This window comes from Halomonas sp. LBP4 (genome assembly GCF_003202205.1).
Taxonomy (GTDB): domain Bacteria; phylum Pseudomonadota; class Gammaproteobacteria; order Pseudomonadales; family Halomonadaceae; genus Halomonas; species Halomonas flagellata.
Map to the genome: position 1 here is coordinate 36,525 of NZ_PDOG01000003.1, position 14,534 is coordinate 51,058.

General features: G+C 67.9%; 13 protein-coding genes. 4 read left to right on the forward strand and 9 right to left on the reverse strand.

Going from position 1 to position 14,534, the window contains the following annotated elements:
- Positions 1-76: 76 nt before the first annotated feature.
- Entirely contained in the window at positions 77-601 is a 525-nt protein-coding gene (locus CR157_RS10580; RefSeq protein ID WP_219999934.1) for a hypothetical protein, read from the forward strand.
- Between the two features lie 96 nt (positions 602-697).
- Here CR157_RS10580 and CR157_RS10585 read toward each other — a convergent pair whose 3' ends face one another.
- Positions 698-1,405, reverse strand: a complete 708-nt coding sequence (locus CR157_RS10585) for a winged helix-turn-helix transcriptional regulator (RefSeq protein ID WP_110283515.1) — start codon at positions 1,403-1,405, stop codon at positions 698-700.
- Between the two features lie 248 nt (positions 1,406-1,653).
- Between CR157_RS10585 and CR157_RS10590 the strand changes: the two genes are divergently transcribed.
- A complete protein-coding gene (locus tag CR157_RS10590; RefSeq protein ID WP_110283516.1) occupies positions 1,654-3,069 on the forward strand; it encodes an FAD-binding oxidoreductase in 1,416 nt (471 codons plus the stop codon).
- A 108-nt stretch (positions 3,070-3,177) separates the two neighbouring features.
- Here the strand turns inward: CR157_RS10590 and CR157_RS10595 are convergent, their stop codons facing one another.
- The 6 genes from CR157_RS10595 to CR157_RS10620 form a co-directional block, all read right to left on the reverse strand.
- Entirely contained in the window at positions 3,178-3,513 is a 336-nt protein-coding gene (locus CR157_RS10595; RefSeq protein WP_110283517.1) for a hypothetical protein, read from the reverse strand.
- A gap of 119 nt (positions 3,514-3,632) precedes the next feature.
- On the reverse strand, positions 3,633-4,838 hold the full coding sequence (locus CR157_RS10600) for a trans-sulfuration enzyme family protein (RefSeq protein WP_110283518.1): 1,206 nt from the start codon (positions 4,836-4,838) through the stop codon (positions 3,633-3,635).
- A gap of 19 nt (positions 4,839-4,857) precedes the next feature.
- Positions 4,858-6,228 (reverse strand): pyridoxal-phosphate dependent enzyme, encoded by a 1,371-nt coding sequence (locus CR157_RS10605; RefSeq protein ID WP_110283519.1) that lies wholly within the window; start codon positions 6,226-6,228, stop codon positions 4,858-4,860.
- A 134-nt stretch (positions 6,229-6,362) separates the two neighbouring features.
- Positions 6,363-8,300: an aconitate hydratase gene (locus CR157_RS10610; protein ID WP_110283520.1), complete on the reverse strand. Its 1,938-nt coding sequence runs from the start codon at positions 8,298-8,300 to the stop codon at positions 6,363-6,365.
- A gap of 72 nt (positions 8,301-8,372) precedes the next feature.
- Complete coding sequence (locus CR157_RS10615) at positions 8,373-8,774, reverse strand: DoxX family protein (RefSeq protein WP_110283521.1); 402 nt, start codon at positions 8,772-8,774, stop codon at positions 8,373-8,375.
- A 165-nt stretch (positions 8,775-8,939) separates the two neighbouring features.
- The gene (locus CR157_RS10620) at positions 8,940-9,359 is read right to left on the reverse strand and encodes a VOC family protein (RefSeq protein WP_110283522.1); all 420 of its coding nucleotides are present in this window, start codon (positions 9,357-9,359) and stop codon (positions 8,940-8,942) included.
- 419 nt (positions 9,360-9,778) lie between these two features.
- Between CR157_RS10620 and CR157_RS10625 the strand changes: the two genes are divergently transcribed.
- Positions 9,779-11,143: an FAD-binding oxidoreductase gene (locus CR157_RS10625; protein WP_110283523.1), complete on the forward strand. Its 1,365-nt coding sequence runs from the start codon at positions 9,779-9,781 to the stop codon at positions 11,141-11,143.
- Here CR157_RS10625 and CR157_RS10630 read toward each other — a convergent pair.
- Together CR157_RS10630 and CR157_RS10635 are read right to left on the reverse strand one after the other, a co-directional pair.
- Positions 11,118-12,026 carry an alpha/beta fold hydrolase gene (locus tag CR157_RS10630; RefSeq protein WP_110283524.1) on the reverse strand — a complete coding sequence of 303 codons (909 nt, stop codon included), beginning with the start codon at positions 12,024-12,026 and terminating at the stop codon, positions 11,118-11,120. The two genes, CR157_RS10625 and CR157_RS10630, sit on opposite strands and share 26 nt — an antisense overlap.
- Positions 12,023-14,032, reverse strand: a complete 2,010-nt coding sequence (locus tag CR157_RS10635; protein WP_110283525.1) for a pyrroloquinoline quinone-dependent dehydrogenase — start codon at positions 14,030-14,032, stop codon at positions 12,023-12,025. The genes CR157_RS10630 and CR157_RS10635 overlap by 4 nt, the downstream gene beginning before the upstream one ends.
- Before the next feature lie 89 nt (positions 14,033-14,121).
- Between CR157_RS10635 and CR157_RS10640 the strand changes: the two genes are divergently transcribed.
- Positions 14,122-14,331, forward strand: coding sequence for a hypothetical protein (locus CR157_RS10640; RefSeq protein ID WP_110283526.1), 210 nt, complete (start codon positions 14,122-14,124; stop codon positions 14,329-14,331).
- The last annotated feature ends 203 nt before the right edge of the window (positions 14,332-14,534 follow it).

Consider the following 14,534-nt stretch of genomic DNA (forward strand, 5'->3'; position numbering starts at 1 on the left):
TGTCACCTAATCTTGTTGTAGGCGAGTCTTTCGCCGGTGCGTTTTCAATATGGGGACAAGACAAGGAGACAAGACCATGCGACAACCTCGTGTGACACGGGATTTGACGAAGGTCATCGTGCTGGTGGCGGGGATCGGGGCCACGCTTTCCTTGGCGAGTGCGGAGCCGGTCAAGATCGAAGCCACGGTGATGCCCAAGGAGGAGGTGCGTCTCGACTTTGCCGATGGAAGCAAGAGATTTGTTCAACTACTCAATCGTGAGGGCGAAGCGATCGGCAGTGGTCCACTCGATGGCACCACCGTGACGGAATACGGCATGCATGACATCTTGCCCGGTGTGGGAGGCGACGCCAACGGCTATCTGGTATTCACCGCGGGAGAAAGCGACATCGCCTACGTCAAGTGGCTATTACGTGCCGTATTCGTTCCTGGCCCCGAGGGCAAGCCATCGTTGCTCAATGATGGCTTGTGGGAGGTCGTTGGCGGTACCGGCCAGTTCGAGGGGCTCAATGGCGCGGGGACATTTCATGTCGAATTTCCGTCACAGACCAATCGTGTCTTCGTACTGGAAGGCGAGATGCTGTCGGCCGCAGAGGAATAGCCCGGTCATTCCATTCCTGGAGTAATCGGGGACGTCCCCCCCCCCTTTACTCCGCCAATGACTCCACTGTCGGGTTCGCGCTGATAACAGCGCTGCTCAGGCGCTGACCCGCTTGGGCTCGCCGGCAAAGACACTCAGTCCCAGCCAGCGCTGCATGCTGGCCTGCAACTGGCGAGCCCCGGTCAGCCGGAGCTTGCCGCCGGCGAGCGCCTCCGCCACGGTCATCAGGCCCATCCAGATGGCGGTCATGGTGCGCAGGTCGCTGACCACGTAGAGATCGACATCGTGGCCGGGATCCTTCCTGCACAGGTCGACGACGCCATCCTCCCCCGACTTGTCGACGACCAGCCACCACTTGGCCCGGCCGGGCGTCACATCATGGTACAGAAACTGAATCGTGACCCGCTGAGGCGGCAAGGGGGCGGGATTGAGGTTGCGTCGCATGTCCCACATCAGCAGCGACGGATCGAGGTTCTTCATGGAGAGCTGCGCTTCCAGCCAGTGCTGCCCCCAGCAGCCCATCGCCATGATCACCGGGCGCAGCTCCTCGCCGGCCTCGGTCAGCCGGTAAAGCGGGTTGCCGGTCTCGGGATCGCGCTCTCGGCTCACCACTCCCAGCTCTTCCAGTTCGCGCAACCGCTTCGACAGCAGGGCCGGCGAGATATGGGGCAGCCCACGGCGCAGGTCATTGAAGCGGTGGCTGCCACTCAAGAGCTCACGGATGACCAGGATGGTCCAGCGGGTGCCCAGCACCTCCGAGGCCATGGCCACGGGGCAGAACTGCTTGTATCCCCAGTCCGTCATCGAAAGGCCCTCCTCGTGTTGGGGGGTCGTCCGCGGCGCCGCCTGTCCGCCGGGTGTGGTACAGATCGTGAATTCCCGGCTCGCCGGCGGCTCTACTAAGTTTAGCGTGACGACAGCCTCCACGCTCCGCGTGGCAAGGTGCCCGAGCCATGGCCGCCACGCCGAGACCCAGAGGCGGCCCTCTCGGTGTGGACGCGGACAGGAGGCGGCGTACACCTCGAACTTTGGCGACGACAGGAGCCCTGACCATGAGAGCGACAACACTCGAGGGTGCCGAGATCGACTTGACGCCGGACATGCTCACCGGCTTGAAGATGCAGCTGCAGGGGCCGCTGTTGACGCCGGACGATCCGGACTACGAGGCCTCGCGCAGCCTGTGGAACGCCATGATCGACCGGCGGCCGGCCGTGGTGGTGCGTTGCCTGGGAGTTGCCGACGTGATGGCGGGCGTGCGCTTTGCCCGTGAGCACGACCTGCTGCTCTGCATCAAGGGCGGCGGACACAATATCGCCGGGCTGGCGGCGGCCGATGGTGCGCTGATGCTCGACCTCTCGCTGATGCGCGGGGTCTGGGTCGACCGCGAACGCCGGGTGGCCCATGCCCAGGCGGGTTGTGTGCTCGGTGACGTGGACCGCGAGACCCAGGTGCACGGCCTGGCCACCGTGCTCGGCTTCATCTCGACCACCGGCATCGCCGGGCTCACCCTGGGCGGCGGCTTCGGCTACCTGACCCGGCGCTGGGGCTATACCACCGACAATGTGCTGGGGATGGAGCTGGTGACCGCCGACGGCCAACTGGTGCAGGCCAGTGCCGACGAGCATGCCGATCTGTTCTGGGGGCTGCGTGGCGGTGGCGGCAACTTTGGCGTGGTGACCCGTTTCGACTACCGGTTGCATCCCGTCGGCCCGGAGGTCGTGGGGGGCGTGGTGGCCTGGCCCGCCAGCGAGGCCACGGCAGTACTCGACCTCTATCGCAGTCTGGCCGAGCAGGCCCCGCCCGAGCTGACCCTGTTCGCCTTGTTGCGGCCGGCACCGCCGGCCCCGTGGTTGCCCAAGGAGTACCATGGCGAGCCGATCGTGGCGCTGCTCGCCTGCTACAGCGGCAAGCCGGAGGAGGGCGAGGCGGTGGTCGCGCCGATCAAGGCGTTCGGCAAGCCCATCGGCGACGTGTTGGTGCGTCGGCCCTATGTGCAGCTGCAGAAGCTGCTCGATGCCACCCAGCCCAAGGGGCGGCGCTACTACTGGAAGAGCGAGTATCTGCCGGGCATCGAGCCCGCGCTGTGCGACAAGGTCATCGAGCATGCCGGGCGCATCCGCTCGCCGTACTCGTCGGTGATCCTGTCCCATCTCGGCGGCGCCCTGAACGAGCTCGACAACGACCACTCGGCCGTGGGCAACCGCGATGCGCGCTACGTCTTCAACGTGGGCGGCGCCTGGGAGCAGCCGGAGGACGACGCGGCGAACATCGCCTGGGCCCGCGAGGCCTGGCACGACCTGAAGGCCTTCTCCACCGGCGGCACCTACATCAACTTCCTGACCGAGGACGAAGGCCCGGAGCGCGTCGAAGCGGCCCTCGGCCCGGCCCTCCGGCGGCTCGCCGAGATCAAGCGCCGCTGGGATCCGGACAATCGCTTCCGCGTCAATCGCAACATTGCGCCCGGCTGAGCGAGGACGTCGGCGAGGCGTTCACGCCGGAGCTGGGCGAGCAGCAACCCCACAACCCAAAGGGCCCGCGAGAGATCGCGGGCCCTTTTAAGTGGTGGAGAGGGAGGCTTAGGCGGCTCCCGGCTCGCGGAAGTGCTCCCACGCATGGTGATACAGAATGCCGGCATACCCGTTGCGCTGCATGATCTTGAGGATCTTCGCGGGGTTGCCGTCACCGAGGGCCTTGTGCAATTTCGCCCGCTGCTCGGCATCGAGGGCTTCGTACCAGTGATACGGCTCGCCCTGTGCGTCGCCATCCTCGGCCTTGCGCATCAGGTCCATTTCGATGCGGCCACCATGGCGATACAGGATGTCGAAGCCCTCCTGCAGGTGGTCCGCCGGCACGTCGCACGGCTTTTCGAGGCCTTCCAGCACGTTGTAGTAGTAATAGCTCAGCGGTTGCATGTGGCTCCTCCAGCGGTATGCCGTTGCTCATCCGTCTATGCTTGCTCTCCCTGTCTCCATGTTGCCTGAGACATGGCGACCAGCTCAATTGAAAAAGGGCAACTCGACATGCGACGGGCTCAAGATGGTGGGCCGGCTTCGCCGCCGCCCTGCAGGGCCTGATCCAGGTCGGCGATCAGGTCATCGAGCGCCTCGATGCCCACCGAGAGCCGGATCAGCCCATCCTCGATGCCGAGCCGTTCGCGGGTCTCGGCGGGCACGGAGGCGTGGGTCATGATGCCGGGGTGCTCGATCAGGCTCTCCACCCCGCCCAGGCTCTCGGCCAGGGCGAACAGTTGGCAGCGTTCCAGCACGCGCCGGGCCGCCGCTTCGCCGCCGCGAACCACGATGGTGACCATACCGCCGAAGTCGCTCATCTGGCGGCCGGCCAGGGCGTGCTGGGGATGGCTGGCCAGGCCGGGGTAGATGACTCGCTCCACGGCCGGGTGGGCGTCCAGCCAGGCGGCCAGCGCCCGGGCATTCTCGCAGTGCTGGCGCATGCGCAGCACCAGGGTCTTCAGTCCGCGCAGGGCGAGGTAGCTGTCGAACGGCCCGGCGATGCTGCCGACGGCGTTGTGGATGAAGGCCAACCGCTCGGCCAGCGCCTCATCGGCGACCACGGCGACCCCGCCGACGATATCGGAATGGCCCCCCAGGTACTTGGTGGTGGAGTGCACCACGATGTCGAAGCCCAGCTCCAGCGGCCGCTGCAGTACCGGCGTGGCGAAGGTGTTGTCCATGACGCTGATCAGGCCGTGAGCGCGGGCGAAGTCGGCGATGCGTTGTAGGTCGACGAGCTTGAGCAGCGGGTTGCTGGGCGACTCCACCCAGAGCATGCGGCTGTTGTCGCGCAGGGCGATCTCCAGGCTAGCTTTCAGGTCGGCCTCGCGGCTGAGGTCGACGAAGCCGAAATCGAGCCCGGCGGAGCGCCGGCGGACGTTCTCGAACAGGCGGTAGGAGCCGCCGTAGAGGTCGTCCATGGCGATCACATGGCTGCCGTGGTCGAGCAGTTCCAGCACGCTGGCCGTGGCCGCCATGCCCGAGGCAAAGGCGAAGCCCGCCGTGCCGCCTTCCAGGTCCGCCATGCAGCGCTCGAACGCCAGGCGGGTGGGGTTGCCGCTGCGCGAGTACTCGAAGCCCTGATGTCGACCGGGGCTGGCCTGCACGTAGGTGGAGGTGGCGTAGATCGGCGTCATGATGGCCCCGGTGCTGGGGTCCGGCGCCTGCCCGGCATGGATGGCCCGGGTCGCCAGCCGATGGCGTCCGTCCTGGTAATCGTCACTCATCGCATCTCTCCCGTTCCCTTCAGTCGATCCGGCGCCGCAGATAGTTGAGTAGGTCGATCCGCGTGATCAGGCCATGGAATTGGTCGCCCTCGGTGACGATGGCGACGTGATCCTCCTGGAACACCGCCACCAGGTCGTCCAGGCTGGCTCCGGGGCCGAGCTCCTGCAGCTGCGTGATCATCGCCTCGCTTACCGGCGACTTGAAATGGTCCTCGTGGCCATACACCGCCATCAATATGTCCGACTCGTCGATGATGCCGACCACCCGGTCGCCCTCCATGACCGGCAGTTGGGAGACATCGTAGAGCTTCATGCGCGCGTAGGCCGTGGTCAGCGGCTCGTCGGGCGTTACCACCACGGTGTCGTGCTCGGCATAGGGATGCCGGATCAGGTCGCGCAGGTCGCCGTACTGGCGCCGCTCGATGAAGCCCTGATCCTCCAGCCAGTGATCGTTGTACATCTTGGACAGGTACTTGTTGCCGGTATCGCAGACGAAGGTCACCACCCGCTTGGGCTGGGTCTGGGCGCGACAGTAGCGCAGCGCCGCCGCCACGCAGGTGCCGGTGGAGGTGCCGCCCAGAATCCCTTCGCGATGCAGCAGTTCGCGGCCGCACAGCAGGCTCTCCTTGTCGGAGATGGTGATGGCCTGGCTGACCCGCGACAGGTCGGCGATGGACGGAAGGAAATCCTCGCCGATGCCTTCGACCAGCCAGCTGCCGCCCTTGGTGCCGAGCTGCCCGCTACGCACGTACTCGGCCAGCACGGAGCCCTCGGGGTCGGCCAGCACCAGCTCCACCTCGGGGGCGGCCTTGGCGAAGCAGCGTGACAGGCCGGTCATGGTGCCGCTGGAGCCCACGCCGCACACCACGGCGTCGAGGCGCCCATCCATCTGGCGCAGGATCTCCGGGCCGGTGCCGTGCTCGTGGGCCAGGGGATTGGCGGGGTTGCCGAACTGGTTGATGAATATCGCCCCATCGATCTCCCGGGCGATGGCCGCCGCCTTGTCCTGGTAGTACTCGGGGTGGCCCTTGGCCACGTCCGAGCGCGTCATTACCACCTCGGCCCCCATGGCCTTGAGATGGAAGATCTTCTCGCGGCTCATCTTGTCGGGAATCACCAGGATCACGCGGTAGCCCTTCTGCTGCGCCACCAGCGCCAGGGCCAGGCCGGTATTGCCGGCGGTACCCTCGACGATGGTGCCGCCCGGTTTTAGCTCGCCCGAGGCCTCGGCGGCCTCGATCATCGACAGCCCGATGCGGTCCTTGACCGAGCCGGTCGGGTTCATGTTCTCCAGCTTCAGGTAGAGTTCGCAGGGGCCGGTGTCCATATTGGCGACCCGCACCATCGGCGTGTTGCCGATCATGGCTATGGCATTCGCTAGCGGTTGCATCGGGGCCTCCGGGAATCGGTTCCTTCCCTAAGGAACAGTGTAGGTGCCCCGGTGGGTTCGGTAGCGATGTGGTGGAGCGAGTCCGGCGGCGAGGAGCCGGCCTCTCATCGCTCGCAACATAGATCAGCGCTTCCCTAGGCCTCCTCGCGCACCAGATTGATCAGGCTGCCGCTGCGGATCATGGCGATCTGGCGCTTGGACAGGCCGTGGTGCAGGGTGTAGTGCTCCTCCTTGGTCCGGTTGTGCAGCATGACCTCGCCGCCGCTGTCGAGGGCGCCAAGCGGGTCGTCCAGGACCAGTTCGTCCCCCTGGTCGATGCGCTCCAGGTCGTCGGGGTTGGCGAAGGTCAGCGGCACGACACCGAAGTTGGCCAGGTTCTGCCAGTGGATACGGCCGTAGGAGCGGGCGCAGACCGCGCGCAGCCCCAGGTAGCGGGGGGCGATGGCGGCGTGTTCGCGGCTCGAACCCTGGCCGTAGTTCCGGCCGGCGACGAGGAAGAAGCCGTCGCCGTCCAGCGCCTTGGCGCGCTGGCTGAAGTCGGGGTCGACGGCCCGGAACACGTACTCGGCGATGGCCGGGATATTGCTGCGCAGGGGCAGCACCTCGGCCCCGGCGGGCAGGATCTCGTCGGTGGAGACGTCGTCACCCAGCTTCAGCAGCACCGGGCCGGCGAAGCGGGCGGGAATGGGCTCGAATTCCGGCAGCGACTTGATGTTGGGCCCCTTGATCAGCGCCACCAGGCCGCTGTCCTCGGCGGGGGCGACGAGCATCTCGTGGTTGATCGCCAGCGGCTCGGGTTCTTCGAACCGTGGGTAGGCCATGTCCAGATCGCGCGGATCAGTGATCCTGCCGGTCAGGGCGGAGGCGGTGGCGGTTTCCGGGCTGCACAGGAAGACCCGGTCCTCGGGGGTGCCGGAGCGGCCCGGGAAGTTGCGCGGTACGGTGCGCAGGCTGTTGCGGCCCGTGGCCGGCGCCTGGCCCATGCCAATGCAGCCGTTGCAGCCGGCCTGGTGGAGGCGGGCACCGGCGCGGATCAGCCGCGACAGGTAGCCGTGACTGGCAAGGTTCTCGAGGATCTGGCGCGACGTGGGGTTGACGTCGAAGGAGACGCCCGGCGGTATCCGGCGGCCCTCGACCATCATCGCCGGCACGGCGAAGTCGCGAAAGCCCGGATTGGCCGAGGAACCCACGTAGGCCTGGTAGATCTCCTCGCCGGCCACCTCACGCACCGGCTTGACGTTGCCGGGGCTGCTGGGCAGGGCGATCAGTGGCTCGAGGGTGGACAGGTCCAGCACGACATGCTCATCGTAGTCGGCGCCGTCATCGGCGAGCAGTTCCTGCCAAGCGTCGCCGCGCTCCTGGCGCTCCAGGAACCGCTTCACCTCGCCGTCGGAGGGAAACACCGAGGTCGTCGCCCCCATCTCGGTGCCCATGTTGGCGATCACGTGACGGTCCATGGCGCTCAGGGCAGCGAGGCCGGGGCCGTAGTACTCGAAGACCTTGCCGACGCCGCCCTTGACGTCGAAGCGGCGCAGCATCTCTAGCACCACGTCCTTGGCGCTGACCCAGTCGGGCAACTCGCCGGTCACCTCCACCCCTACCACCTTGGGCATGTTGAGGTAGAGCGGTTTGCCGACCATGGCCAGGGCCACCTCCAGGCCACCGGCACCGATGGCGAACATGCCCAGCGCCCCGGCGGCCGGGGTGTGGCTGTCCGAGCCGACCAGGGTCTTGCCGGGCATGCCGAAGCGCTCCTGGTGGACCGGGTGGCTGACGCCGTTGCCGGCCGGGCTGAACCAGACGCCGAACTTGCGGCAGGCGCTCTGCAGGAACAGGTGGTCGTCGGGGTTCTTGAAGTCCTCCTGCAGGAGGTTGTGGTCGACATACTGGGCCGAGAGCTCGGTGCGCACGCGGCCGACCTGCATGGCCTCGAACTCCAGCATCACCAGGGTACCGGTGGCGTCCTGGGTCAGGGTCTGGTCGATGGCAAGCCCGATCTCCTCGCCCGGCACCATCCTGCCTGACAGCAGGTGGGACTCGATCAGCTTGCGGGTCACGTTGAGCCGAGTCATGACGCGCTCCCGTCGCGGTTTCGCCTTCAGTCTAGCAACCTGGCGGGGGAGACGATCCGACGCTCAGGCCGCTTACGCGGAGCCCTTGCCCCGCATGGCGTCGATGCTCCAGGGGCCGGGGCCCGCGAAGACGAGGTAGAAGAACACGAAGCAGTAGAGGATAGCCGCGTCGCCGCCGTTGTTGACCGGGAAGAGATCCTGCGGGGCGTGGGCGATCCAGTAGGCGAAGGCCATGGTGCCGGAGGCCAGGAAGGCCGCGGCCCGGCTCTGGAAGCCGACCATGATCAGTACCCCGCAGATGATCTCGATGAAACCGGAGATCCCCGACAGCGAGAAGGTCTCGACCACACGGTCCGTTGGCGGGAAGCCGAGATGCTTCTGGGTGCCGTGCAAGAGGAAGATGAAGCCCGACACGATACGCAGCACGCTGAGCACGCGGGGTGCCCAGACTTTCTGGAGTTCGAGGGTGTCCATGGGGGCGCTCCTTGTCCAATGGCAATGGCGACATTGGCAAAGCGTGGCCCGCTCCGGTGGATTGGGCAAGGCGACGCAGGTGATGATGGCGACGATCCGCCGGGTGATCGAGGAGCCGGGCGCTGCCTGAGCCGGTTGCGTCGCCACCCGCCGCCTTGATTCCTCTCAGCCCGTTGAATCGTTCGAGGGGATGGCCGCCGGGTCCATCCACATCGCCTCCCAGACGTGACCGTCGGGATCCGCCAGGTTGCGGTTGTACATGAAGCCGAGATCCTGAGGGGGATTGATATCGGCGGTGCCGCCCTTGGCGGCGGCCGCCTCGTTCATGGCGTCGACCGCGGCGCGACTGTCGCACGACAAGGCCAGCATCACTTCGCTGGAGGTGGTCGGCGGAAGCGGTCGGCTGGTGAAGGTGCGCCATTTGGCATGGGTGAGCAGCATGACGTTGATCGCCTCGCTCCATACCATGCAGGCCGCCGTATCGTCGGTGAAATGTGGGTTGTTCTCGAAACCGAGGGACGTGTAGAACGCCACCGACGCGTCGAGGTCGGCGACGGGCAGGTTCACGAAGATCATGCGTGACATGGTTGGCCTCCATCGGGTGGATGCAATAGTGATAGTTGTCTGTGCTGTCTCCTGCTAGTCGAACGGCACGTCGCGCTTTCGACAGGGAGGGGGCGCTGCCCGGGGGACCACGCTGGCGCTGGACGATCTCGAGCGTCTCGCCGTTGCCGCCTACCTGGCGGGCAAGGATGCCGAGAGCAATGACCTCTGGGCCCGGACCTCATTGAGCAATCAGTCAACTCCGGTCGCTGTGCTCCGGTGGCGGCCAGCCTCTCTTCGCTCGCGACATAAATCAGCGCTTCCCTGATTCCCCCTGCACCTGGCGGAAACTACCCAGTGGCCGCCTGAGGCCGATCGGGTAGATTCGCCGAGGCGTTGCCCGGCCTTCCTGTCGTAGTCTTGAACTGTGGAGATGACCTCAACGAGGGGAGGGGGCGATCATGACCATCAATGACAGCACCATCCAGCAATTCCGGAACCGCTTGCGGGGACGGCTCGTCCTGCCGGAACAGGAGGACTATGACGAGGCTCGCCGGGTGTTCAACGGCCTGATCGACCGACGTCCTGCCATGATCGTGCGGTGTGCCGGGGTGGCTGACGTGATCGCGTCCGTCGACTTCGCGCGGGAGTCGGCGCTGCCGATCGCCGTGCGTGGCGGTGGCCACAGCGTGGTGGGCAGTGCCGTCTGTGACGATGGCCTGGTGATCGACCTGTCGCCGATGGCGAGCGTGTGGGTCGATCCTCGGCAACGCGTGGCGCGCGCCGAGGGCGGCGCCACCTGGGGGGACTTCGATCATGAAACCCAGGCCTTCGGCCTGGCCACCACCGGCGGCATCGTGCCCTCGACCGGCATCGCCGGGCTCACCCTGGGAGGCGGGATCGGCTATCTCAACCGCAAGCATGGCCTGGCCTGCGACAACCTGGTGTCGGCCGATGTGGTCACCGCGGAGGGACGGCTGGTGACGGCTAGTGCCGACGAGCATCCGGACCTGTTCTGGGGCCTGCGTGGCGGGGGTGGCAACTTCGGCGTGGTGACGTCCTTCGCGTATCGGCTGCATCCGGTGGGGCCGGTGCTGGGCGGTGAACTCGTCTATCCCCTCGACCGTGCCAGGGATGTCCTGCGCTTCTATCGTGACTGGTCCAGTACGGCCCCCGATGAAGTGAGGGCGGATGCCACCTTGCTGTCCGGGCCCGAAGGCCCCGTACTGGACATCAAGATGTGCTATTGCGGGCCCCTCGAGGAGGGCGAGGCCGTGTTGCAGCCCATGCGCGCGTTCGGCGCTCCGGTGCTCGATACCGTAGCGCCGGTCCCCTACGCCACGGTGCAGAACCTGCTCACCGAGGTGTTCCAGCCAGGCCGGCGGCACTACTGGAAGGCCGGCTTCATGAGGGCGTTCGGCGACGACGCCATCGAGGCGCTCCTCGACTTCTTCGTCGCCGACACGCCCGCGCCCTTTGCCGCGATCGCCATCGAACACCTGGGTGGCGCCGTCGGTCGCGTGGGCGCCCAGGACACCGCCTTCGCCCACCGGCAGGCGCAACACAGCGTCCTGGTGTTGCGGATGTGGGAGGATCCCGCGGAATCGGAGGCGAATATCGCGTGGGGACGCCGCTGCTTCCGCGCCGTGGCCCCCTTCCTGGAGGAGGGCGCGTACGTCAACTACCTGGGCGACGAGGGCGAGGCGAGGGTCAGGACGGCCTATGGGGCCAACTACGCGCGGTTGGTCGCGCTGAAGAACGTGTACGATCCGGAAAATGTCTTCCGCTTCAATCAGAACATCACGCCGACCCACCAGCCCCCGTGACCTCGGCGAGGAAGCCCCGCAGCACGGCCAGGGTCTCCTCCGGATGGCTGCGGGTCACCCAGTGGGAGCCGGGGAGGCGGGCGATGCGCAGGTCGGTGGCGTAGTCGCCGAGGTTGGCGTAGCCGGCCTCCGAGACGAAGGGGTCGCGCTCGGCGACGATCAGCTGCACCGGGCAGGTCACGCTGGCCCTGGGGGGCAGCGGCGGTGGGTGGAGCACGTTCTGGCGGTAGAGCGCCATGGGGCCCAGCGCCATGGAGAGTACCTGCTCTCGGCTCTCCTCGAGCAGGGGATCGCCCTTGGGGACGCCGGCAATGCGCAGCACCAGGCGCCAGGCGGGCACGCCGCCGAGGCGCCACAGCGCTTCGCCCAGCGGCCAGGCCAGCAGCGGCAGGGTGTAGCTGGCGCGCAGCAGTTGCGCGACCACCGGCCAGAGGCGGCGCGGGCTCAGGCTCTTCAGGCCCTCCAGCCCCCACTGGCGCCAGATCGCCAGGTGCGGCCCGGAGATGAAGCTCCAACTGAGCACCCGCTGGCCGTAGTTGGGGTGGGTGACATAGGACCAGCCGATCGTGGCGCCCCAGTCGTGACCCACCAGGTGCAGCCGGCTCGCGCCCAGCACCCCGATCACCGCCTCGATGTCCTCGAGCAGGGCGGCGATACGGTAGCGCCGCGCCGGCTGGCGCGGCTCCCCGGCCGGGATGCCGGGCCAGTCCAGGCTGGCCACCCGGTAGCGATCGGCCAGGGCCGTCATGGTCTCCTGCCACATGCGCTGGCTGTCCGGGTAGCCGTGCAGGAAGAGCACCAGGGGGCGCTGGGGGTCGCCGCCGTGGCGCACGCGCAGCCGGTAGCCGGGGCGCTCGACCCAGGTCTCGGCCAGCCCGCTCATTCCGGCTCCGGCAGGGCGAAGGCGACGATGGCGTCGCCGGGGTCGGAGAACAGGTGCCCGCCCGCCGCGACCACCAGGAACTGGCGTCGCTCGGGGCCGAGCCGGTAGGTGAGGGGCGTGGCGTGGGCGGCGTAGGGGAGGTCGGCGCGCCACAGGGTCTCGCCGCTGGCCAGGTCGAAGGCGCGGATATAGCGATCCGGGGTGGCAGCGATGAAGGCCAGGCCGCCGGCGGTGACGATGGGGCCGCCGACATTGGGCACGCCCCACTCGAGCCAGAAGGGCCAGGGAGCCAGGCCGCGGGTGGAGCCCAGGGGCACCTCCCAGCGGATCTCGCCGTCGTCCAGGTCGACGGCGGTCAGCGTACCCCAGGGCGGGGCGCTGCACGGCATGCCCAGCGGCGAGCTCAGCAGCTCCACGCTGACCCCATAGGGGGTGCCGCGCATCTCGCTGTAGAGGCGGTTGGCGCCGGCGAGCCCGCCGGCGTCGGTGCGGGTCTCCTCCTCGGGCAGCGCCGCGTACTCCTCGCGGGGAATCAGCCGCACCCCGGTGGGCACCCGCGACTGGTTGACCACCAGCAGGTTGCGGCTCGGGTCGACGGCGCCACTGCCCCAGTTGATGCCGCCCGTGGCGGCGGGGTAGACCACCGTGCCCTCGAGGCTGGGCGGGGTGTAGAGGCCTTCGGCGCGGCGCGACTCGATCTCGCGACGGCAGCGGCCGCGGTCCCAGAAGGTCAGGCCCCAGGCGTCGTCCGGGGTCAGTTGCGGCGGAAAGAGCGTCGGCGGGGTAACCGGGAAGGGCTGGGTGGGCGAGAGCCACTCGCCCGGCGCCGGGTCCTGGGGCACCGGGCGCTCCTCGATGGGGTGCAGCGGTTCGCCGCTCTCGCGGTCGAGCACGAACACATGGCCGGCCTTGGTCGAGACGACCACCGCGGCCACCGGGCCGTCGTCGGTGTTCAGCTCGATCAGCGACGGCTGGGCGCCTATGTCGTAGTCCCAGAGGTCGTGGTGGACGGTCTGGAAGTGCCAGGCGACCTCGCCGGCGCGCTCGCCGCGGGTGTGCAGGGCGACCACCGAGGATGAGTAGTGATCGAGCCCGTTCCGCTGGCCGCCGAAGTAGTCCGGTGGGGCATTGCCGGTGGGCACGAACAGCAGGCCGCGCTCGGCGTCGGCGGCCATCGGCGCCCAGACATTGGCGGTGGAGCGGCGGTAGGGGCCTTCCGCCGGGGTGGCGGGGTGATCGGGGGGCACCGGGTCCCAGGCCCAGGCCAGCTCGCCGGTGCGGGCGTCGAAGGCGCGCACCACCCCCGGTGGGGCGTCGGCGCGCACGTTATCGGCCACCAGGGCGCCGACGATGACCAGATCGTCGACCACCAGCGGGGCCGAGGTGACGTAGTACTCCCAGGGCGGCACGTCGTCGCCGAGGTCGTCGCGCAGCGCCAGGCGGCCGGCCTCGCCGAAGTCGGCGCAGGGGCGGCCGGTGGCGGCGTCCAGGGCGATCAGCTCGGCGTCCTGGGTGCCGGTGAAGATCCGCTCCCGGCATTCGCTCTCGTTCCCGCCATCGGCCTCGGCGTCCTGCCAGTGGGCCACACCGCGGCAGATCATCGGGTAGGCGCCGTGCAGCCGGCGCAGCTGCAGCTCGGGGTCGAACTGCCAGAGCTCCTCGCCGGTTTCCGGGTCCAGTGCGATGACGCGGTTGTAGGGGGTGCAGAAGATCAGCCGCTCGCCCACCACGATGGGCGTGACCTGCAGCGAGGTGCGGGTCTGGGTCTCGTCGCCGAGGGCGAAGTCGCCGCTCTCGTAGCGCCACACCTCCTCGAGGTAGGCGACGTTGTCGGGGCGGATCTGGTCGAGGGGCGAGTAGCGCAGGCCCTCGAGGCCTTGACCGTAGTGCGGCCAGTCGCCCGTCGGGCCGCTCGTGTCGAGGGGCGGGGGTGGTTCACCGCAGCCGGCCACGAACAGCAGCATGGTGAAAAGCAGTTCCCCCCGGATCGCACCTTGCCGTCGCATCCTGCGCTCCTCCCTGAAGCCCGGCGCGCCTGGCCGGGAAACCCCTCGCTCGACTTGAAGCTAGTCCATAAGCCGCCCCCGGGCGAGGCGTGGCCCTGTTCCGCGACAAGGTGATGATCCTGGTCTCCGCCGCCGGCGATGACTGGCGGCTGCGCTACATCATGGGCGACGCTGCGCGCTTCCGGCCCGGCGATGTCACGGCATCAGGGCTACCCGGCGCGGTCGTTGCCGGCATCCCGAGCGTTGACACAAGCGTTTCGCCGATCCTGACCTGCATCAGGAAACCCCGGAGCTCGTGAACCATACTGACAGAGCCGCGATATCTCCTTACTTCCGGACTCAGGAGTTCACATGGCTTGTCATGACAAGGTGGTCATTCCCGATGAGCTGACAGTGATGGCATGCATCGACGGGGCCTGCGGATGATGCGGTGGAGGGAACCATCCGGCGATAAGCCAGCACGTGCCCGGTCAACGACTCGCCTCCGGGAGCCCGCGGTTTC